The sequence below is a fragment of the Novosphingobium sp. FG90 genome, assembly GCF_057808725.1.
Window position 1 is genome coordinate 57,770 of sequence record NZ_JBMDIO010000021.1, and the last position, 19,193, is coordinate 76,962.

The window sequence follows — 19,193 nt, forward strand, 5'->3', positions numbered from 1 at the left end:
CTATGGCCTGCCCCCCAATTCCAACGACCAGACAGAGTTGCCCCGCCGCTGCGCCTTGTCGCACGCGGGAGCGGCAGCAGGAGGGGGCCATGGGCCGTCGCATCCATTCTCTCGCAGCGCTCGCCGCAGGCTGCGCATTCACTTTCCCGATGACCGCGCTTGCCAACGACACCGGGGCGGAAGACGCCGAGGCGGAGGCCGCAACCGAGGTCGCCGCAACTGCAGGCACCGCGCAGGACCATCGCCCGACTTCCACGCAGGCCGCCTCCACCGCCAGGCCGCTGCACGCGCCGCATCCGCGTGAGACGCTGACCGGCGACTGGGGCGGTGCCCGCACCGACCTGAAGGACGCAGGCGTCACCGTGCGCGCGGACTATGTCTCGGAAACCTTCTCCAACGTCGACGGCGGCCAGCGCCGGGGCACCGCCTACGTCCAGCAGATCCGCGCGGGCGTCGATCTCGACATGGACAGGATCGCCGGGATCGACGGCGGCACCATCCACGTGACCATCAACGACCGGCGCGGCATCGGCATCTCGTCCGACTTCGTGGGCAACCGCCTGCCGATCCAGGAAGCGGCGGGCGGCTACTATGCACGCCTGAGTGAACTGACCTGGGAGCAGAATTTCGACGGCGGCCGCCTGAACCTGCGCGCGGGCTTCTTCGCGATGGGCAACGACCTTGGCGGCCTGTCGATCGGCTGCAACCTCGTCAACGCGGCGTTCTGCGCGCATCCGCTGTCAGAAAGCGGCAGCACCGGCTGGTACAACTACCCCAACGCCCGCTGGGGGCTGGCGGTGCGCTACAAGCTGCGCCCTGACCTGATCGTGCGCACCGGCGTCTACCAGACTAACCCGGACCTCGGGCTGGAGAAGAACGCCTTCAAGCCCTTCGCAGGCAAGACCACCGGCGTCGTCCTGCCGCTTGAGCTGGAATACGATCCCGGTTCCGCGCCGGGCAGCCACGTCCTGCCCGGCCACTACAAGGTGGGTTTCTACTACGACACCGCCAATGCCGACCGGCAGGGCACTCCGGGCCGCGTGACCGGCCGCTTCGGCGGCTACGTACTGGGCGACCAGATGATCCTTCGCGACAAGGGCGGCAACGGAAAGCGCGGGTTGTCGATCTTCGGCCACTTCACCGCCAACCCGGAGCAGTCGGCGCAAATCACCCGCTGGTATGCCGCCGGGTTCCTGAAGCTGGGCACCTTCAAGGGCCGCGATGCCGACACCGTGGCGCTGGGCGTGATCCACGCGCAGGTCAACGAACGCCTGCGCACGCTTCATGCCGGAATGCTCGGCCTCGCGGACGGGTACACCGCCCTGCCCGAAGGCGAGACGGCGATCGAGATGAGCTACGGCCTGCAGCTGACGCCGTGGCTCAATATCCGCCCCGACGTGCAGTACATCGTCGATCCGGGCGCCTTTTCCTACGCCGACAGGGACGACGCGCTGGCGCTGGGCATGCAGGTCAAGATGCAGATTTAACGAACAATTCGTGTGGCCGGGGCATTGCGCCTCGGTCCCCGCAGAGGCCATAGGGCTCACCATGCAGGACGACGGCTTCACCGAACGCAACCGGCGGGACATCATCGCCATCGCCACCACGCACTTCGCGGACAAGGGCTTCGCAGGCGCGCGGGTGGATGAGATCGCCGCCGCGACCGCCACGTCGAAGCGGATGATCTACTACCATTTCGGCAGCAAGGAAGGGCTTTATCGCGCCGTCCTCACCGAAGCCTATCGCGGCATCCGTTCGGCCGAACTCGACGCCGGGCTGGAGGCAATGCCCGCGCTGGAAGCGCTGGCCCGGCTGACGGCGCTGACTTTCGACTATCACTACGAGCACCCGGAACTCGTGCGACTGGTGATGGACGAAAACATGCGACACGCCCCCCACGTCGGCAGCGTGGTCGAAGCGCATAACGAGATGGTGTTGCCGAGCACACTCGCCCTAATCGAGCGGGGTGTGGCCGAGGGCACGTTCCGGCCGGGGCTCGATCCCGTAGACCTGCACATGACGATCAGCGCGCTGGCGTTCTACTTCGTGTCCAACCGCTACACATTCGCGGCCATCTTCAAGGTCGATACGGGCAGCCCCGCCGTCGCGGAGAAACGACGCGAGCAGGTGGTCGCCACGGTGCTCGCCTATTGCCGGGCGCCTTAGCACCCGCGCGCAAAGCCCCAAGGAACGGGCGGAGGCCGAAACCTCCGCCCGCCATGCAAGGGGCAATTATGCGTTGGCCATCTCCCCGACGCTCTCCAGCAGCGCGGCGACTTCTTCCGGGTCGCCGAGGACGACGCCGATGCGCTGGTGCAGGCCGGTCGGCGCCGCGTCCATGATGCGTGCCTCGCCGTCGATGGCGGTGCCGCCGGCCTGTTCGATGAGGAAGCTCATCGGGTTGGCTTCGTAGAGCAGGCGCAGGCGGGCCTTTCCGGGCTTGCGGTGGTCGGAGGGGTAGAGGAACACGCCGCCGCGCTTGAGGATGCGGTGGATGTCCGCCACCATCGAGCCCGTCCAGCGCATGTTGTACTGGCCTGCCAGCGGGCCGTTCTCGCAGCCGACGCGGTCGTCGATGTAGCGGCGAATGGCGGGCGACCACTGTTCACGGCGGGCCATGTTGATGGCGACTTCCTTGTTGCCCGCAGCGATCCGGAGCGGACCATCGGTCATGCGCCAGGCGCCCATTTCACGGTCGAGCGTGAATTCGTAGACACCGTTGCCCAGCGTCAGCACCAGCAGCGTCTGCGGCCCGTAGATCGCGTAGCCCGAAGCCACCTGCGCGCTGCCGGGCTGCAGGAAGTCCTCCTCCGTAACCTCGCGGCCCGCCGAATTCTCCGGCGCGTGGAGGACCGAGAAGATCGTGCCGACCGACAGATCGACGTCGACGTTGCTGGACCCGTCGATCGGATCGAACAGCAGCAGGTATTCGCCCTTGGGATAGCGGTTGGGGATGCGATGGATGGTCTCCATCTCCTCCGACGCCATGGCGGCGAGGTGGCCGCCCCACTCGTTCGCGTCGAGCAGAATCTCGTTGGCGATGACGTCGAGCTTCTTCTGCACTTCGCCCTGCACGTTCTCCGAGCCGAGCGTGCCCAGTACGTCGCCAAGCGCCCCCTTGGAGATCGCGAAAGTCACCGACTTGCAGGCCCGGGCGACCGTCTCGATGAGGAGGCGCAGCTCGGAGGGACAGGCGCTGTCCTCGCTCCGCTGCTGTTCGATGAGGAAGCGGGTCAGTGTGATCGGTTGCATCTTGGCCTTTCGCGATGGCGCTGCGCCGGGACGGCGTATCTGAAGGTGCATGAAGATCGGCAGGGATGCGCCGTCACGCCTCCCCCGTTTCTTCGCGACGCGGCGACCATGCGCGAAACGCGCGCAAAACGCTACTTCAACCGTACCCGGTCACGATCCGACGGAGGTAAATCCCTGCGGGGACAACGTTGTCCCGGCCGGTTTTCCTCGCGTTCGCCGACGCGCAAAAGAAAAGCGCGGCGGATGACCGCCGCGCGAAGATTTCTCCGGTGCGCTGGCCCGTTCCGGTTCACGCCCGCGAATCGCAGGCGCCCGCGTGAACAGTTACCGGCCGGGCAGCTTCGCTCAGCGGGCGCTGGCGAGCTGGACGCGCGAGGGCGTGGAGGCCGCTGCCATGCGCGCTTCGATGCGGGTGCGGATGTCCGCCTTCACCGCCGCGCGGCAGTCCTGCGCCTTGCGCTCGGCCATGAGGTGAACGCGGGCCATACCCTCGCCGCAGACCGAGCGGGCAGCCTGATCCATCCGGATCGCAAGGCGCTGCTGGCCATCGGTGGTGGCAAGGTCGAGCCCCTTGAGGTCAAGCATGACCTGATCGCGGGCAAAGGGGTTGTCGTCAGTCGCCGCCGAAGCAGCACCGGCAGTAGCGAGGGCACAGGCGGCCAGCGCCATCAGGCCAATCTTCATCATCATCTCCTGCACACTTGTCGAGGACCACTCTAACGGCGGCCGCTTACGTCATAGCGCGCTGCAGGGGAACTGACAATCTATGGATATTGGCCGGATTCAGCGGCTGCTCACCACCAGTGCGAGTTCGGTGACGTGGCCGAGCAGCCCGATCGGCAGGTCGGCCTGCTGCGTACCGGTAGCATCGGTGACGGCAATGGTCCGCGCCATGGGAGCCGACCAGCTACGTACCGTGTGCAGGGGCAGCACGGCCTTCCACGCCTTCCCGCCCTCTACCGTCACCGGGTGGCCGTTGATCTGGACCAGCGAAGCGGGATCCGTGCGGCGGCCGGAGACCTGCAGGCAGCTTTCCGCACCGCAGGAAACCAGCTTGCTCGCGGGGCCGGAAGCGGCGAAGGCATCCGCGGCGCTGCTCGCGAAAAGGACGATGCCCAGGGCTGCGAGCGCGATCCGGAGACGGTTTTCCGGGCGGAACACATCCCGCCGCATCAGGAGCGCCGTTCCGGGTGCGATGAGGGGACGGAGCCTACTGCCTGCGCGCGCGCCGCGATGCCGTCCCGAAGCAGCCTGAGAACCGCCGCGCCCATGCTGAAAGGGCGGGTTTTCGTGGCTGGCAGCTGGAATTTCGTGGCTTTGCGCATGCTGGGCGGTCACCTTTTCCCCGGGGAAACAAAAGTGACGCGCCGCCGATCGTCACGGCAGACACAAATTTGCAATGAAGGGCATAGATTTCATCTATGAGCGCGGAATCGCGCGGATCCGGCGGAAAACCTCGTCGATGAAAAGCTGCGTCGCCGTATCGCGCTCCGGCTCCGCGCGGGCGAGAAGGAAGATTTCGTAGGACGGCTCGAAGTCCGCATGCAGCAGCGGCCAAAGCTGCCCCCGCTCGATTTCCGAACGCACCGCCGGGACCGGCAGGAAGCCGATGCCCACCCCGCAGACGATCAGACGCCGCGCCTCGTTGATGTCCTCGGCCAGCCCGGTGACGCGCCCGCCCAGCCCGTAGCGGCGGCGCAAGTGCGTGACGATCTCGATCTCGTCCTCGCCGGAAAGGACGAACGCCTCATCCTTCAACTCGCGCGGCTGGCTGATGCGGTAACCGAACATCGGGTGGCTGCGGCCGCAGTACAGTTGCTGACGCTCGACGAACAGCGGTTCGTAAACCAGCCCGCCGCGCACGCTATTGTCGTAACCGATGCCGACCTCGACCTCGCCGCGCTCCAGCGCATCGAGCACCTGCCGCCAGGACGAGACGCGGATTTCGATGCGGATGCCGGGATGGCGGCGATGGAAGCTGGCGATGGCCTCGTCGAACTCGGCCGAGACGATGGCCGAGACGATCTGGATGCGGACGATCCCCTCGACCCGGCGGATGGCCTGCGCGATCTGATGCGGCACGAGGCGCGCCGATTCCAGCATGTCCTCGCACAGCGCCATCATCGCCTTGCCCGCCGCCGTCATCTCGACGCCGTTCGCAGAGCGGACCAGCAAGGTAGTGCCGACGTGATCCTCAAGCCGCTTGAGCGCGGCCGATATGCTCGGCTGCTGCTTGTTGAGTTCGCGCGCCGCCGCGCCGATGCCCCCGGCGCGCACGATGTCGACGAACGTGCGCATGAGGTTCCAGTCCACCCGGCTGGCGAATTTACGGTCGGTCAGCGGGGTGTCTTCGCTCATGGCAACAGGGGTAGCCGGTCCGAGAGCCGGGTCATAGACGCAATTTATGGAGCGGTGTGAACCGGGCGGCACTCAACGGCACACAAAGGCACTCAAGCTGCACCTAAGGCAGGCTCAAGGGGACGAAACCATGCAATGACAATGACCTAACCACCCCTTCGTCATTGCGAGCGCAGCGAAGCAATCCAGGGCAGTTCAACTCCGCCCTGGATTGCTTCGCTGCGCTCGCAATGACGAGGTTTGGGTGAGGCCCTGCCCCGGCGCTACTTCGCGCGCAGAGCCGCGTTCGACCACCACGTCAGCGTGTGCTCATCGTGCGCGGAAGTCCAGACGCCCTTCGGGGTCCAGCGCAGGGCGCCACTGCCTGCCGCCTTGCCCATGCGCGCGGCGACCATCATCGTCATCGGGTCGATCACCGCGAAGACCTGATCGTCGGTGGTGCGCAGCCAGACTTTGCCCGCGCCGGTATCGACGTCGCCCCACTTGAGGTTGTCGCCGACCTTGATCCGGCCTGCCAGCGCGTTGGTAGCGGGGTCGATCCGCGCGAGGGTGCCATCGCCCTGCTCCTGCACCCAGACGCCGCCCTCGCCCGCAGCAAGGAATCCGGGCTCCTTGCCGAGCGGAATCTTGGCGGTGACGGTGTTGCTCTTGGTGTCGATGCGCTGGAGCGACTGCTTCGTAGCGCTCACCGCCCAGATCGCGCCGAAGCCATAGGTCAGATACCACGTACCCGGATCGACCGGGACCGAGGCCACGACGGCGTTGGTCGCCGGATCGATACGGGCGACGAGGCCCTTTTCGTTGTCGCTGGCGACCCAGACAGAGCCGTCACCCGCAACGACGTTGAGTTCGCCGCTGGAAGCGATGCCGGTGGGGATTGTGGCGATGATCTTCGCGGTCTTCACGTCGATGCGCTTGACCGTTTTCTCCTCGCAGTCGGCCACCCACAGCGAGCCCGCCGTGATCGCCATCGCGCCGCAGGGGTGCGCCATCGCGACTTCGGCGAGTTTGCCCTTGCGGGACCACTGCTCGACCCGGCCCTTGTTGGTCGCCCAGACGGTCTTGCCGTCCACCGCGAGGAAATCCGCGAAGCCGGGGACCTGGATGACCTCCGGTTCTTTCGCCTGCGCGAGGGCGGGAAACGCCGCCGTGGCAGCCAGAAGCATCAGACCGAACTTGCGCATGGATTTTGCCCCTTACTGATGTGAATTTTACTGTTCCTGGCTCCGGCGAAGAGTGCTTCCGGCCTTATTCTTCGTCACCCTGAACTTGTTTCAGGGTCCATCGCGCCTCATGCTCGGTGCCTTGCCGCAGTAAACCGAATGCGCCGATGGTGACATGAGCCTTCCGGGACAACCGCCCGATGGACCCTGAAACAAGTTCAGGGTGACGAGTGCGGAACGGAAACGTCTTATGCGACGCCCCTTCCCGCGGGCGGGGAGAGACGCTTACGCCTTGCTCGCGATGAAGGCGCGCCAACCGCCCAGATGGGTGATGTCCTCGGCCCCTGTCAGCGCGCGCGGTTCGGAGACGAAGCCCTTGACCGTGGTGCCGTCCGCCAGCGTCACATTGCCGATCGCCAGCGGTGCGGGCACGTCGACGGTGAAGCTGCCGAACTCGGCGACGCCCAGTTCGTAGACTTCGACCTTGATCGCGGCACCCGCTTCGTCATGTACCAGCGCGGGCTTGGGCGGCACGCTGTCAGCGATGGCGTAGAGCTTGTAGGTGGGCGCGGTCTCGAAGGCGCCGACGAACTCGGCCTCGCGGCTGGTCAGCTGCCAGTGCAGCGGCATGTCCTTCAGGTGGGCGCCGACGACGGCGAGCTTCACGGTCTGCATCTTTCCCTCCAGGTCGAGTGGCGGCGGCGCGGGCAAGTCCGCGACAGCAAGGTAGGCGTCGGCCGCGTCCAGCAGGGCGCGGTCGGTGTCGGCCGGGCCGATCAGGGTGATCCCGAAGCCGGTGGCATTGGCGCGCACGCCCGCCGGAACGGCCAGCGCGGCCATGTCCAGCAGGTTCACGAAATTGGTGTAGAGCCCCAGGTTGCTGTTGAGCGCGATGGGCGCGACCAGCATCTCGGCCACGCGGTAGGTCGTGCCGGTGGTGGGGAAGGCCATCATGTCGATGTCCTGCCACAGCAGGTCCGCGTGGCGTTTGAGATCGGCCATGCGGTAGATCCCGTTGAACAGCGCGACCGCGCTCATGTCCTTGCCGGGTTCAACGACCGCGCGCACGGTGGGATCGACGGCGAGCGGGTTCGTCGCGAGGATGTCCGCCATCGCGGCGGTGCGCTCGGCCACCCAAGGGCCGCCGTAGAGCAGCTGCGCGGCCTCCAGCAGCGGTGCGAGGTCGATCTCGACGAGTTCGCCGAGGGTCGCCAGCTTTTCCAGCGCCCTGTCATAGAGGTATTCGGATTCACCGTCGCCGAAGAACTCGCGCTGTTCGCGGCGCGGCACACCGATGCGCTTCACGGCCAGCGGCTGGTCCGCCAGCGCCTTGGAATAAGGGTCTGCCACATCAAAGGCGGCGACCACACCGTCCACCAGCCGGGCATCGGCGGTGTCGTCAGTGAAGACGGTGATGCAGTCGATCGTGCGGCAGGCCGGGACGAGGCCCCGCGTGCTCCAGCGGCCCTTGGTGGGCTTCATGCCGATCAGGTGGTTGAACGCGGCGGGCACGCGGCCCGATCCGGCGGTGTCAGTGCCGAGCGCGAAGGCCACCAGCCCCGCCGCCACCGCGACCGAAGACCCGGAGCTGGACCCGCCGCTGACGTAGTTCAGGTTCGAGGCATTGCGCGGGATGCCATAAGGGCTGCGCGATCCGTTGAGGCCGGTGGCGAACTGGTCGAGGTTGGTCTTGCCCACGCAGACCGCGCCCGCCGCCAGCAGCCGCTCGATCACCCCGGCATCGTCCTCCGGCTCGTAGGCGAAGGCGGGACAGGCCGCCGTCGTCTCGAACCCGGCGACGTCGATATTGTCCTTCACCGCGAAGGGCACGCCCGCCAGCGGCAGGTCCTCGCCCGCCGCAACACGGGCGTCCACCGCAGCGGCGGCGTCGAGCAGTTCGCTGCGGGTGGCGCGGCTGATCCAGATCTGCGGCTGGACTGCGTTGTAAGCCTCGACGCGGACGAAGGTGTCCTTTGCCACGGCGACGGCGGTGGTGTCACCGGCCCTGACGGCGGCGGCGATCCGGGTGGCGCTCAAACGGGTCATGCGTGTTTCCTCAGGGCAAGCATCGGGGCGCCGGGCTGCAACGACTGGCCTTCGCGCATGTAGAGCGCCGAAACCGTGCCGCTGCCCGGGCTTTCCACCGCGCATTCCATCTTCATCGCTTCGAGCACCGCGATCCTGTCCCCCGCCGCGACGGTATCGCCGGGAGCGACCAGCAGGCGGGTGACGCTGCCGCCATAGGGTGCCTCGACCAGATCGGAGCCTTCGGGCAGGACGATCGCCTCTTCCGAAGGCAGGTCCGCATCGGCGAGATCGGCGGCGTGGTCGAATTCGCCGAGGCGCTCCCACTCGGCGCGTTCCTCGTCGAAGGCGGCCTTGCGGCGCTGTTCGAACTCGGCGATCCCGGCGGCGTTCTCGGCCAGATAAGCGCGGTAATCGGCGAGGCGGAATTCGCTCGGCTCGATCCTGAGCGCGCGGCGACCGGCGGGGAATTCGCGGCGCCAGTCGGCCAGTTCCTCCGCGCTGACGGGATAGAATCGGATCTGGTCGAAGAAGCGCAGCAGCCAGGGCTTGCCTTCGGTGAAGGCTTCGGTCTGGCGATAGGTGTTCCAGACCTGCACGGTGCGCCCGAACAGCTGGTAGCCGCCCGGCCCTTCCATGCCGTAGATGCACATGTAGGCGCCGCCGATGCCCACGACGTTGGGCGGCGTCCAGGTGCGCGCGGGGTTGTACTTGGTGGTGACGAGGCGATGGCGCGGGTCCACCGGCGTCGCCACGGGCGCGCCCAGATAGACGTCGCCAAGCCCCATGACGAGGTAGTTCGCCTCGAAGATCAGGTTCTCGACCGCGGCCTGATCGGGCAGGCCATTGATGCGGCGGATGAACTCGATATTGTCCGGGCACCACGGCGCATCATCGCGCACGGTGGCCATGTACTTCTCGATCGTCTCGACGATCGCGGGGTCGCGCCAGCTGAGCGGCAGGTGGACCACGCGCGAGGGGATCGTGAAGTCTTCCAGATCACCAAGCCGCTCCTCGGCAGCGATCAGCATGGCGAGCGCCGCCTTCTGATCCATCGCCACACCGTCGAAGTGCAGCTGGAGCGAGCGGATGCCGGGCACGATGTCGATGATGCCGGGCGCGGCGAGGCGTTCCAGCTCGGTCATCAGCGCGTGGACGCGGATGCGCAGTTCGATATCGAGCACGATCGGGCCGTATTCGACGAGGATGTTGCGGTCGCCCTGCTGGCGGTAGACCGTGCGGGGACGGCCGGGGCCTTCGGGGATTTCCGAAAGGATCGGCGTCAGCGTTTCCACGCCGCGCGCCGGGGTGGCCTCCGGCACCGCGCCGGTCGCCACGAAGTCGCGCTGGGCGGCATCGGCGGCGGCTGCATCCTCGATGGTCACCGGGGCGAAGCGCAGCTTGTCACCCGGCGCAAGCTGGCCGATCTTCCAGCGGTCCGCCGCGATCACCACGAAGGGGCACACGAAACCGCCGAGCGAGGGGCCGTCCAGGCCGAGGATGATCGGCATGTCGCCGGTGAAGTCCACCGCGCCGATGGCGTAGGGGTTGTCGTGGATGTTGGAGGGGTGCAGGCCCGCCTCGCCGCCGTCAGTGCGCGCCCAGCGCGGCTTGGGGCCGATCAGGCGCACGCCGGTGCGGTTGGAGTTGTAGTGGATCTTCCACTCGGCATTGATGACCATTTCCACGTCTTCGGGCGTGAAGAAGTCCGGCGCGCCGTGCGGGCCGTAAAGGACGCGCAAGGTCCATTCGTTGCCGATTGCGGGCAGCGTGACGGCGGGCAACGCGGCGTCGGTGGGTTCCGAACCGAGATGGATCGTGTCGCCCGCGAGCAGACGGCGCGCGGCGTGGCCGCCGAACTGGCCAAGCTCGAAGGTGGCGCGGCTGTCGAGATAGGGCGCGATGTCGAGCCCGCCCGCGAACAGGATGTAGCCCCGGAAACCGCCGGAGGACGCGCGGCCCATCGCCAGCGTCTGGCCCGCCGCAATGTCGATGGGAACGCCGCGCTCCACCGGTACGCCGTCCAGTGTCGCGCCGAAGTCCGCACCCATCAGGCAAATCCGCGCGTCGGAGACGAAGGCCAGGGTCGGGCCGGTGACGGTGGCTTCAAGCCCGGCGGTGCCCTCGGGATTGCCGAGCAGCCGGTTGCCGAGGCGGAACGACTGGTCGTCCATCGGACCCGAAGGCGGCACGCCCACGGCCCACAGCTTCTGGCGACCGGGCCAGTCCTGCACGGTCGTGGCGGTGCCGCCGCTGACGACGCGGAACGCGCGCGGGGTGAAGACCACGCCGTCGAGCACTTTGGTCGAGACTTCGCCGCTGGTGAAGGCGGGCGTGCGCACGACGTCGCGCAGCCAGCGCACGTTCGTCTCGATCCCGTCCACCCGGGTCGCGTCGATCGCGCGCCGGGCCGCTTCCACCGCTTCGGGGCGGGTGGGTGCATGGACGATCAGCTTGGCCAGCATCGGATCGTACCAGGCGCTGACGGTGCTGCCCGCCGCGCACCACGTCTCCACCCGGATGTCCCCGGGGAACTCCAGCGCGGTCAGCGTGCCCGAAGTCGGGCGGTAATCGAGCGAGGGGTCTTCCGCATAGAGGCGCATCTGCACCGAATGGCCCTGCATCGTCGGCGCGGGCGCATCGAGGAAGGCGAAATCGCCCGCCGCGCCGCGCACCATCCATTCGACGAGGTCGATGCCCATCACCATCTCGGTGACGCCGTGCTCGACCTGCAGGCGGGTGTTCATTTCCAGGAAGAAGAACTCGGCCCGGTCAGCGTCGTAAAGGAACTCCACGGTGCCCGCCGAGCGGTACTTCGCGGCCTCGCCCAGACGCACGGCCGCGGCGTAGAGCGCGGTGCGCACGCTTTCGGGCAACAAGGGCGCGGGCGCTTCCTCGACGACTTTCTGGTTGCGGCGCTGGAGCGAACAGTCGCGCTCGCCCAGCGCCATGACGCGGCCTTCGCCATCGCCGAACAGCTGCACTTCGATATGGCGCGCACGGCCGATATAGCGTTCGAGGAAGACGCCCGCATCGCCGAAGTTGCTCTGCCCCTGCCGCTTCACGGTGGCGAAACCGTCGCGCAGCTGCGCCTCGTCGGCGCAGACGCGCATGCCGATGCCGCCGCCGCCCGCCGTGGCCTTGAGCATGACCGGGTAACCGATCGAGGCGGCGGCGCTGACCGCCGCTTCCTCGTCGGTGAGCAGGTCAGTGCCGGGCGCCAGCGGCACGTCGTGCGCGGCGGCCAGCGCGCGGGCGCTGTGTTTCAGGCCGAAAGTGCGGATATTGTCAGTGGTCGGGCCGACGAAGACGATGCCTTGCGCCGCGCAAGCCTCGGCGAACTCGACGTTCTCCGCCAGGAAGCCGTAGCCGGGGTGGATCGCCCCTGCCCCGGTCTTCTTGGCCGCGGCGATGATCGCGGGAATGTTGAGGTAGCTTTCGGACGCCTTGGCGCCGCCGATGAACACGGCCTCGTCGGCTTCGGATACGTGGTTGGAGTTTGCGTCCGCCTCGGAATAGACCGCGACGGACTTCAGGCCCATGGCGCGCAGCGTGCGGATGATGCGGGTGGCGATCGCGCCCCGGTTCGCGATCAGGACGGTGTCGAAGCTCATGCGGTGACGATCATCCGGACTGGAGTGGGGTTGAAACCGTTGCACGGGTTGTTGACCTGCGGACAGTTGGACACGACGACGATCACGTCCATCTCCGCCCGCAGGTCCACGGTCAGGCCCGGCGCGGATATTCCGTCGACGATGCCCAGCGACCCGTCGGGTTCGACAGGAACGTTCATGAAGAAATTGATGTTGGAGACGATGTCCCGCTTGCCGCGCCCTTCGAGGAGGTTGGCCTCCAGGAAGTTCTCGACGCAGGCATGTTCCGACTTCGTGTGATGACCGTAGCGCAAGGTATTGGATTCGCACGAGCACGCACCGCCGATGGTGTCGTGGTAATCGACCGAGGTGGCGGCGATGGTCATCAGCGCATTGCCCTCGTTCGACAGCAGCCTGGTGCCTGCGCGCAGGAACAGGTTGCCTTGCGCCGCGACGGTATCCTGCGCGGAATAGCGTTCGGCATCGTCGGCGGCGCAATAGAGGAGGAAATCGACGGCCTGGTTGCCTTCGAGGTCGACGATGCGCAGCGTCTGGCCGGCCTTGACGTGGTGCAGCCAGGGCGCGCGGGCGGGCACGACGACGTCGTGGACGACAGTGCCGGTGAGGCCGGACAAGTGAGGATCGGTGCTCATGATCGCGTGTCCCTTCAATCAGCGGCGGAAGTAGTCTTCGACGTTCTCGAAGGCGCGCAGGCCCTCGGGACTGGCGGTGCGCACCGGATCGTCGATGCCCGTCACCGGGCCGCGCCATGCCGAGGCGCGCAGCGGCGTCACGGTATATTCAGGGCGCGGATCGAGGACGTGCGGGACATTGGCGATCACCACGATCACGTCCATCTCGGCGCGCAGGATCACCGTGCGGCCGGGCGCGAACGGGCCGACCTCGGGCGTGATGGCGCCGTCCGCCTCGATCCTGGCGCCCTTGAACAGCGTCACGCACGGATGCACGTCGCGGCGGCCGAGGCCATGCTTGGCCGCGCCGAGCAGGAAGCGGTCGCGGCCGCTGGGGAAGGCCCCGGAATTGCGGCCCTCGCCGTACCTGGCCAGGTTCGTCGCGGGGTTGGAGGTGCCGCAGAACGTGTCGTGCGTGCCGGCGCCGTCCTCGACGATGCTCATCATCACGCGGCCCATGTCGGACAGCAGCAGCTTGCCTTCGCCGAGATAGGCGTTCCACTGGACCTTCACCGTGTCCGCCACGTTGAGCCGCTCGGTCGGCATTTCGGCGTTGAACAGCAGGATCGAGGCGCAGGCATCGCCCTTCGCGTCGATCAGCCGCAGCCGGCTCCCGCGCGTCAGCCGCCGCGTGGCGTAGCCGCCCGCCGCGATGGTTTCCTCCCACACGAGGTCCGCGGCGCCGACGCCCTCCGGCAAGTCTTCGGCCACGGGGGGGAGCACCGGCATGCTCTCGACCACGGTGCCGCCCTGGGCACGGGCATGGTCGCGGGCAGCGAGCGGATCGGCCAATGTCTCGGTCATGAATGCGCTCCGATATTCTTGAAATCGTCCCCGCTCTGGTCGTAGAGCGGCGGCAGGAGGGCGGTGGTGGTGACCAGCTCCAACTGCTGCACCCCGCGCACCCGGCGGATCGCGTCGCACAGTTCCTTCAGCCGCACGGCCGGACCCTGCACGAGCAGAACTTCGAGGGACTGGTCGTCCTCCAGCACGACATGCTGCGAGGAGATCACTTCCTTCAGGTAACTGGCCTGGGTCTGGGAAAGCTGGTGCCGCACCCGGCCCCGCTCGCTGCGGTAGACCAGGGTGATGGTGCCCGCGAGCATTTCGTCGGGCCGCATCAGCGAACCGTGCTCGGCCAGAGCATGGCGGATCAGTTCGGCGATCAGTTGCGAGCGGGAAGGCAGGCCGCGTTCCGCCACCATCATGTCGAGCTGTCTGAAGAGGTCTGCCGGCAGGCTCATACTGAGCCGCGCCAGGCTTGCGGAATCGGAGCCCATGGCCATTCTCTTTTCAGTTATTACGATTTACGTCAATCGTAATATTATGGCGAATGCATTCTTTCTTTCCAGTCATCCCCGCGAAGGCGCAGACCAATCCGGCGACGGTTCGGCAGGCACCTTCAGGAGACGGGTTCCCGCCTTCGCGCGAACGACGAAAAGGGGGTCGACGCGATCACGCGGCCGTCTCCTCGTCCACCCGCGCGCGCATCGGCAGGTCGTAGACGACCGTCGCCCCGAAACGGTGCGGCGCGTGCGGATCGTGGCGGCGCTTGTCGAGCGTGAGGACGCGCGTGCCCAGCGAGAACGCCTCGCGAATGTCGTGCGTCACCATCACGATCGTCAGCGCATACTTGCGCCACAGATTGCGGATGAGCGCGTGCATGTCGGCGCGGATGCCGGGGTCGAGCGCGCCGAACGGCTCGTCCAGCAACAGGATGCGGGGCCGCTTGACCAGCGCCTGCGCGATCGCGAGGCGCTGCTGCATGCCGCCCGACATCTGCGCGGGGTAGAGGTCGAGGCTATGGCCGAGGCCCACCGCCGTCAGCATCTCGGTCGCCTCCTCTTGCGCCGCGCGGCGGGCGCTGCCGAACAGGCGGCCGAACACGGGCGCCTTCTCGCATTCGAGCCCGAGGATCGTGTTGCGCAGCGCGGTCAGGTGCGGGAACACCGAATAGCGCTGGAACACGACGCCGCGATCCGGTCCGCATTCGGGTTTGAGCGGCGTGTCGTCGAGGGTTATGACGCCCCGGCTCGGCCCTTCCTGCCCCAGTATCAGGCGCAGGAAACTGCTCTTGCCCGCGCCGGATGGGCCGACGATCGAGACGAAGGCGCCTTGCTCGATGTCGAGGTTCAGCTTTTCGATGATGATCCGGTCGCCGTATTCGACCCAGACGTCGCGGAAGCTCAGGAGGGTGCTCAATGGCTTTCTCCATGTGCCCAGGGAAACAGCCGGTGGCTGAGGAAAGTCAGCGCCATGTCCATCGCGATGGCCAGCAGCGCGATCCACGCGACGTAAGGCAGGATCACGTCCATCGAGAGGTAGCGGCGCACAAGGAAGATGCGGTAGCCGAGCCCCACGTCCGACGCGATCGCCTCGGCCGAGATCAGGAACACCCAGGCCGGGCCGAGCGCGAGGCGGATGGCGTGAAGCAGGCGCGGCATCGCTTGCGGCAGGGCGACGCGGATCATCACCTGCCAGCTGTTGGCGCCCAGCGTCAGCGCCTTGATCACCTGCTCCTTGGGCAGCGCGGAGACGTGGGCGGCGATGTCGCGGATCATGACCGGCGCGATGCCGATGACGATCAGCGCAACCTTGGAGGTTTCGCCGAGGCCAAGCGCGATGAACAGGATCGGCAGCAGCGCGATCGGCGGGATCACCGCGATGCCGGTGACCAGTGGGCCGAAAGCGGCGCGCACCGGCGGCAAGACGCCGAGCGCAAGGCCCACCACCAGCGCCATCAGCGTCGAGATGCCGAGACCGATGCCGAGACGCTGCAGGCTCGCCATGGTATCCGCCCAGAACACCAGTTGTCCGGTAAGCTGGTCGGGCACGAAGAGCAGCGCCGACATGCTCTCGGCCATCGCGCCGGGCAGCGGCAGGATCTTGTCGGCCGGGTTCACCGCATGGCGGCTCGCGGCCATGACGATGTAGACCAGCAGGAGCAGCAGGATCGGAACCGCGCCGAGAAGCACCCGCCCCCCTCGCCCGACCTGACGATTCACCCAGCGCATTGTCGTGATCCCACCTGTGGAGTGTTGTGCTTATCCCGCCTCGCCACCGCGACCCTCTCGCAGTGGCGGACGGTTCTAGAGCTTGCCGTCGGCGGCCATCTTCATGAAGCTGTCGTCGAAGCGCAAGGTAACGTGCTGTGCATCGCCCAGCGTCTTGCCGCCGGGGAACGACATGCCCACCGCGTCGGCCGAACTGGCGCCTTTGAACAGTCCCTTGGAGAAGCTGAAATCGCGCACGCGGGTCATCGTGGTGACGAGCGCGGGCGCGTCGGTCGCGGCGACGGCGGCCTTGGCGTCGGAGTAGAGGAACGTTGTACTCAGCTGGCTGTCGAACGCTTCCGGTGTCGCGCCCGCCAGCTTGGCCATCGCCGCGCGGGCGGCCTTGCCCTCGGCGTCCTGGCGCATCATCAGCGCGGTCGTCTCGTACCAGATCCCCGCCAGCGCCTTGCCTAGGTTCGGGTTGGCTTTCAGCGTGGCAGTGTCGACGCAGAGCAGGTCGAGGATCTCGCCGGGAATATCGGCCGAACTGAACACCAGCTTCGCGCCCGGCTGCGCCTTCATCGCATTGAGCTGCGGGTTCCACGCCACCGCGACCTTGACGTCGGGGCTGGCGAAGGCGCCGACGATGTCGGCATCGCCGGTGTTGACCGTCTTCACGTCCCGCAGCTGCATGCCGACCGAGTTCAGCCCACGCGCCAGCAGGTAGTGCGACACCGAAAGTTCGACCAGGTTGACCGACTGGCCCTTGATCGCCTTGAGATCGCCAGCGCCCTTCATCAGGATGCCGTCGTTGCCGTTGGAATAGTCACCGACGATGATCGCGCTGGTGTCCTTGCCGCCCGCCGCCGGGATCGTCAGCGCATCCATGTTGGCGACGGTGACGCCGTCCAGCTTGCCTGCGGTGTACTGGTTCACCGACTCGACGTAGTCGTTGACTTGCACGATGTTGATCTTGAGCCCGTACTTGTCGGCCCACTTCTTCACGATGCCCGCCTGCTGGGCATAGGGCCAGGGCATCCAGCCCGCGTAGATCGACCATCCGATGTTGAATTCGGTACGCTTGGGCGCTTCGCTCGGCGCCTGCGAGCAGGCGGCGGTGAGAAGTGCTGCCGGCATCGCGGTGGCCATCAGCGCGGCCTTGGCAATGCTGCGGATCGATACGATCATGACTCGGTCCCCTTTCGCAGTGCAACATTGCTGCGATTCGGGTCCTTGTCCATCGAAAATTATTACGGTGCGCGATTTTTGTAATACTTGTGTATGCCATTGGCCTTGTGCATCATGCGCGAGTCTTCAGGCCGCCACTTCGTCCTTGGGCTGCGGCTTGCGCGAGGTTTCCGCCACCTTTGCGGCGACCTCATCCTGCTCGTGAAGCGGCGGCAGCAGTGCGGTGGTGGTGACCAGCTGCAGCTGGTGAACGCCGCGAATGGCGCGCAGCGCGTCGCACAGTTCCTTCAGCCGTTCGGCCGGTCCCTGCACCAGCAGGACTTCCATCGACTGATCATCTTCAAGGAAGACGTGCTGCGAGGAGATCACTTCCTTCAGGTACTCCGCCTGGCTCTGCGCCAGCTGGTGACGCACCCGCCCCTTGTCGCCCCGGTACACCAGCGTGATCGTTCCCGCGAGCATCTCTTCCGGCCGGGTCAGGGCCTCATGCTCGGCAAGGGCGTGGCGGATCAGCTCCGCGATCAGCTGCGAGCGCGAGGGCAGCCCGCGCTCCTCCACCATGGCATCCAGCTGGCGGAACAGGTCTGCGGGAAGGCTCATGGAGAGCCGGGCAAGACTGGCGGGATCGGTGCTCAAGCGGCGCCCTTTCTGGAACGACAAGACCCCTCCCCTATACCAACCTTGCCGCCGATGACAGCAGCAGTTGGAGGCGCAGTTGACGGGGGAGTGATACTCCCATCGCATAAAAATAATACCGTTGTCACGTTTCGTAATATCGATAAGCTGACCCGTGATCGAGCCGGTGTTCATCTGCTCGCAGCCAGTGTGGGGGCATTTCTTGGCACAGAGTCCTACCCGTAGCACGGGGTTTTCCGGCAGTTCGCAGGCCGCCACCGGGCGCGCCTATCCCAACGGCAACCCGGCGCTGGGGTACAATCCCCCCGGCGTGCGTAATACCGACAGCGCCGTGCCGCTCCACCGCAGCAAGCCGGTCATGCACGACTATGCCTGCGACGGACCGGCCGCGGGCAGCCTGTCGTTCCGCTGGACTTACGGCTCCAACGTCGCGGCGAAGAACCGCGATCCGCGCGTGCAGGTGGTGCAGTACAACGAGGATACATTCGTGCTGCGCCAGAACGTGTGCGTCCACTGGGAGGCGCCGTTCACGTACCTGCTGCTGGGCAACAAGGGCGCGCTGCTGATCGACACCGGCGCCACCGCCAACGCCGCGCACTATCCCCTGCGCGAGACGGTGGACGCGATCATCGCACGCTGGGCGAAGGCGCGGGGGCGGACAAAGGTGCCGCTGACCGTCGCGCTCACTTCTGCAGAGGACATCGCGCAAAATCAGGGCCTCGTGCAGTTCGCCGACCGGCCGGATACCACGATCGTTCCCAAGCCTCTCGCGCTGATGCAGAAGGCCTACGGCATCGCGAACTGGCCTTCGGGCACCGGTAGAATCGACCTCGGCGACCGCGTGATTACGGTGATCCCGACACCCGGCACGCACAAGGACGGGGTCAGTTTCTACGACCCCTACTGCGACCTGCTGTTCACCGGCGACCTGCTGTTCCCCGGCAAGATCAACATCGGCAACGACACCGATTTCGTCGCTTCGCTGGAGAGGCTCAAGGCGTTCGCCGCCGCCAACTCTGTGAAGTGGGTGCTGGGCGGACACATCGAGATGATGTTCGTCCCGGGCAAGTATTACCCGCGCTTCGCGAACTTCAAGCCTTACGAGCGGGTGCTCGAAATGACGCCGAACCTGATCGACGAAGCGCTCGACGCCGCGCGCGCGGTGCAGGGCAAGGACATGATGCTGATCCGCCCCGATTTCGTGCTGTTCAATGGCGTCAGCCCGGACCAGCGCACCCCGGTCTGGCCCGAAGGCGTGCCCAATATCCGCGCCCCGCACCCGTTCTGACGCCA

General features: G+C 66.8%; 17 protein-coding genes. 3 read left to right on the top strand and 14 right to left on the bottom strand.

Annotated elements, in window-relative coordinates; genetic code table 11:
* Positions 1 to 89: 89 nt before the first annotated feature.
* Both ACODRZ_RS17485 and ACODRZ_RS17490 read left to right on the top strand, forming a co-directional pair.
* Positions 90 to 1,487, top strand: a complete 1,398-nt coding sequence (locus tag ACODRZ_RS17485) for a carbohydrate porin (RefSeq protein ID WP_488970600.1) — start codon at positions 90 to 92, stop codon at positions 1,485 to 1,487.
* Between the two features lie 61 nt (positions 1,488 to 1,548).
* Positions 1,549 to 2,166 carry a TetR family transcriptional regulator gene (locus ACODRZ_RS17490; protein WP_488970601.1) on the top strand — a complete coding sequence of 206 codons (618 nt, stop codon included), beginning with the start codon at positions 1,549 to 1,551 and terminating at the stop codon, positions 2,164 to 2,166.
* Positions 2,167 to 2,232: 66 nt separating this feature from the next.
* Here the strand turns inward: ACODRZ_RS17490 and ACODRZ_RS17495 are convergent, their stop codons facing one another.
* The 14 genes from ACODRZ_RS17495 to ACODRZ_RS17560 all read right to left on the bottom strand — a co-directional run bounded on the left by ACODRZ_RS17495 (position 2,233) and on the right by ACODRZ_RS17560 (position 17,864).
* Positions 2,233 to 3,252 carry a class 1 fructose-bisphosphatase gene (locus ACODRZ_RS17495; protein WP_488970602.1) on the bottom strand — a complete coding sequence of 340 codons (1,020 nt, stop codon included), beginning with the start codon at positions 3,250 to 3,252 and terminating at the stop codon, positions 2,233 to 2,235.
* Positions 3,253 to 3,597: 345 nt separating this feature from the next.
* Positions 3,598 to 3,936: a UrcA family protein gene (locus tag ACODRZ_RS17500; RefSeq protein ID WP_488970603.1), complete on the bottom strand. Its 339-nt coding sequence runs from the start codon at positions 3,934 to 3,936 to the stop codon at positions 3,598 to 3,600.
* 99 nt (positions 3,937 to 4,035) lie between these two features.
* The gene (locus tag ACODRZ_RS17505; protein WP_488970604.1) at positions 4,036 to 4,425 is read right to left on the bottom strand and encodes a hypothetical protein; all 390 of its coding nucleotides are present in this window, start codon (positions 4,423 to 4,425) and stop codon (positions 4,036 to 4,038) included.
* 246 nt (positions 4,426 to 4,671) lie between these two features.
* Positions 4,672 to 5,610 carry a LysR family transcriptional regulator gene (locus ACODRZ_RS17510; protein ID WP_488970605.1) on the bottom strand — a complete coding sequence of 313 codons (939 nt, stop codon included), beginning with the start codon at positions 5,608 to 5,610 and terminating at the stop codon, positions 4,672 to 4,674.
* Positions 5,611 to 5,873: 263 nt separating this feature from the next.
* On the bottom strand, positions 5,874 to 6,794 hold the full coding sequence (locus ACODRZ_RS17515; protein ID WP_488970606.1) for a Vgb family protein: 921 nt from the start codon (positions 6,792 to 6,794) through the stop codon (positions 5,874 to 5,876).
* A gap of 264 nt (positions 6,795 to 7,058) precedes the next feature.
* Entirely contained in the window at positions 7,059 to 8,819 is a 1,761-nt protein-coding gene (atzF, locus tag ACODRZ_RS17520) for an allophanate hydrolase (RefSeq protein ID WP_488970607.1), read from the bottom strand.
* Positions 8,816 to 12,412: an urea carboxylase gene (gene uca, locus ACODRZ_RS17525; RefSeq protein ID WP_488970608.1), complete on the bottom strand. Its 3,597-nt coding sequence runs from the start codon at positions 12,410 to 12,412 to the stop codon at positions 8,816 to 8,818. Before uca ends, atzF begins: the two co-directional genes overlap by 4 nt.
* Positions 12,409 to 13,044, bottom strand: coding sequence for an urea amidolyase associated protein UAAP2 (locus ACODRZ_RS17530; protein WP_488970609.1), 636 nt, complete (start codon positions 13,042 to 13,044; stop codon positions 12,409 to 12,411). The genes uca and ACODRZ_RS17530 overlap by 4 nt, the downstream gene beginning before the upstream one ends.
* An 18-nt stretch (positions 13,045 to 13,062) precedes the next feature.
* Positions 13,063 to 13,887 (bottom strand): urea amidolyase associated protein UAAP1, encoded by an 825-nt coding sequence (locus ACODRZ_RS17535; RefSeq protein ID WP_488970610.1) that lies wholly within the window; start codon positions 13,885 to 13,887, stop codon positions 13,063 to 13,065.
* Positions 13,884 to 14,363 carry a CopG family ribbon-helix-helix protein gene (locus ACODRZ_RS17540; RefSeq protein ID WP_488970611.1) on the bottom strand — a complete coding sequence of 160 codons (480 nt, stop codon included), beginning with the start codon at positions 14,361 to 14,363 and terminating at the stop codon, positions 13,884 to 13,886. The genes ACODRZ_RS17535 and ACODRZ_RS17540 overlap by 4 nt, the downstream gene beginning before the upstream one ends.
* Before the next feature lie 175 nt (positions 14,364 to 14,538).
* Positions 14,539 to 15,285: an ATP-binding cassette domain-containing protein gene (locus ACODRZ_RS17545; RefSeq protein WP_488970612.1), complete on the bottom strand. Its 747-nt coding sequence runs from the start codon at positions 15,283 to 15,285 to the stop codon at positions 14,539 to 14,541.
* On the bottom strand, positions 15,282 to 16,097 hold the full coding sequence (locus ACODRZ_RS17550) for an ABC transporter permease (protein WP_488970613.1): 816 nt from the start codon (positions 16,095 to 16,097) through the stop codon (positions 15,282 to 15,284). Before ACODRZ_RS17550 ends, ACODRZ_RS17545 begins: the two co-directional genes overlap by 4 nt.
* Before the next feature lie 75 nt (positions 16,098 to 16,172).
* Positions 16,173 to 17,264 carry a putative urea ABC transporter substrate-binding protein gene (locus tag ACODRZ_RS17555; protein WP_488970614.1) on the bottom strand — a complete coding sequence of 364 codons (1,092 nt, stop codon included), beginning with the start codon at positions 17,262 to 17,264 and terminating at the stop codon, positions 16,173 to 16,175.
* Positions 17,265 to 17,390: 126 nt separating this feature from the next.
* Positions 17,391 to 17,864, bottom strand: coding sequence for a CopG family ribbon-helix-helix protein (locus ACODRZ_RS17560; protein ID WP_375154541.1), 474 nt, complete (start codon positions 17,862 to 17,864; stop codon positions 17,391 to 17,393).
* A gap of 238 nt (positions 17,865 to 18,102) precedes the next feature.
* Between ACODRZ_RS17560 and ACODRZ_RS17565 the strand changes: the two genes are divergently transcribed.
* Positions 18,103 to 19,188 carry an MBL fold metallo-hydrolase gene (locus ACODRZ_RS17565; protein WP_488970615.1) on the top strand — a complete coding sequence of 362 codons (1,086 nt, stop codon included), beginning with the start codon at positions 18,103 to 18,105 and terminating at the stop codon, positions 19,186 to 19,188.
* The last annotated feature ends 5 nt before the right edge of the window (positions 19,189 to 19,193 follow it).

Excerpts from the sequence above, each read along its gene's own strand:
- ACODRZ_RS17485 (WP_488970600.1), top strand. The coding sequence starts at position 90 with ATGGGCCGTCGCATCCATTCTCTCGCAGCGCTCGCCGCAGGCTGCGCA.
- ACODRZ_RS17490 (WP_488970601.1), top strand. The coding sequence starts at position 1,549 with ATGCAGGACGACGGCTTCACCGAACGCAACCGGCGGGACATCATCGCC.
- ACODRZ_RS17495 (WP_488970602.1), bottom strand. The coding sequence starts at position 3,252 with ATGCAACCGATCACACTGACCCGCTTCCTCATCGAACAGCAGCGGAGC.
- ACODRZ_RS17500 (WP_488970603.1), bottom strand. The coding sequence starts at position 3,936 with ATGAAGATTGGCCTGATGGCGCTGGCCGCCTGTGCCCTCGCTACTGCC.
- ACODRZ_RS17505 (WP_488970604.1), bottom strand. The coding sequence starts at position 4,425 with ATGCGGCGGGATGTGTTCCGCCCGGAAAACCGTCTCCGGATCGCGCTC.
- ACODRZ_RS17510 (WP_488970605.1), bottom strand. The coding sequence starts at position 5,610 with ATGAGCGAAGACACCCCGCTGACCGACCGTAAATTCGCCAGCCGGGTG.
- ACODRZ_RS17515 (WP_488970606.1), bottom strand. The coding sequence starts at position 6,794 with ATGCGCAAGTTCGGTCTGATGCTTCTGGCTGCCACGGCGGCGTTTCCC.
- atzF (WP_488970607.1), bottom strand. The coding sequence starts at position 8,819 with ATGACCCGTTTGAGCGCCACCCGGATCGCCGCCGCCGTCAGGGCCGGT.
- uca (WP_488970608.1), bottom strand. The coding sequence starts at position 12,412 with ATGAGCTTCGACACCGTCCTGATCGCGAACCGGGGCGCGATCGCCACC.
- ACODRZ_RS17530 (WP_488970609.1), bottom strand. The coding sequence starts at position 13,044 with ATGAGCACCGATCCTCACTTGTCCGGCCTCACCGGCACTGTCGTCCAC.
- ACODRZ_RS17535 (WP_488970610.1), bottom strand. The coding sequence starts at position 13,887 with ATGACCGAGACATTGGCCGATCCGCTCGCTGCCCGCGACCATGCCCGT.
- ACODRZ_RS17540 (WP_488970611.1), bottom strand. The coding sequence starts at position 14,363 with ATGGGCTCCGATTCCGCAAGCCTGGCGCGGCTCAGTATGAGCCTGCCG.
- ACODRZ_RS17550 (WP_488970613.1), bottom strand. The coding sequence starts at position 16,097 with ATGCGCTGGGTGAATCGTCAGGTCGGGCGAGGGGGGCGGGTGCTTCTC.
- ACODRZ_RS17555 (WP_488970614.1), bottom strand. The coding sequence starts at position 17,264 with ATGATCGTATCGATCCGCAGCATTGCCAAGGCCGCGCTGATGGCCACC.
- ACODRZ_RS17560 (WP_375154541.1), bottom strand. The coding sequence starts at position 17,864 with ATGAGCCTTCCCGCAGACCTGTTCCGCCAGCTGGATGCCATGGTGGAG.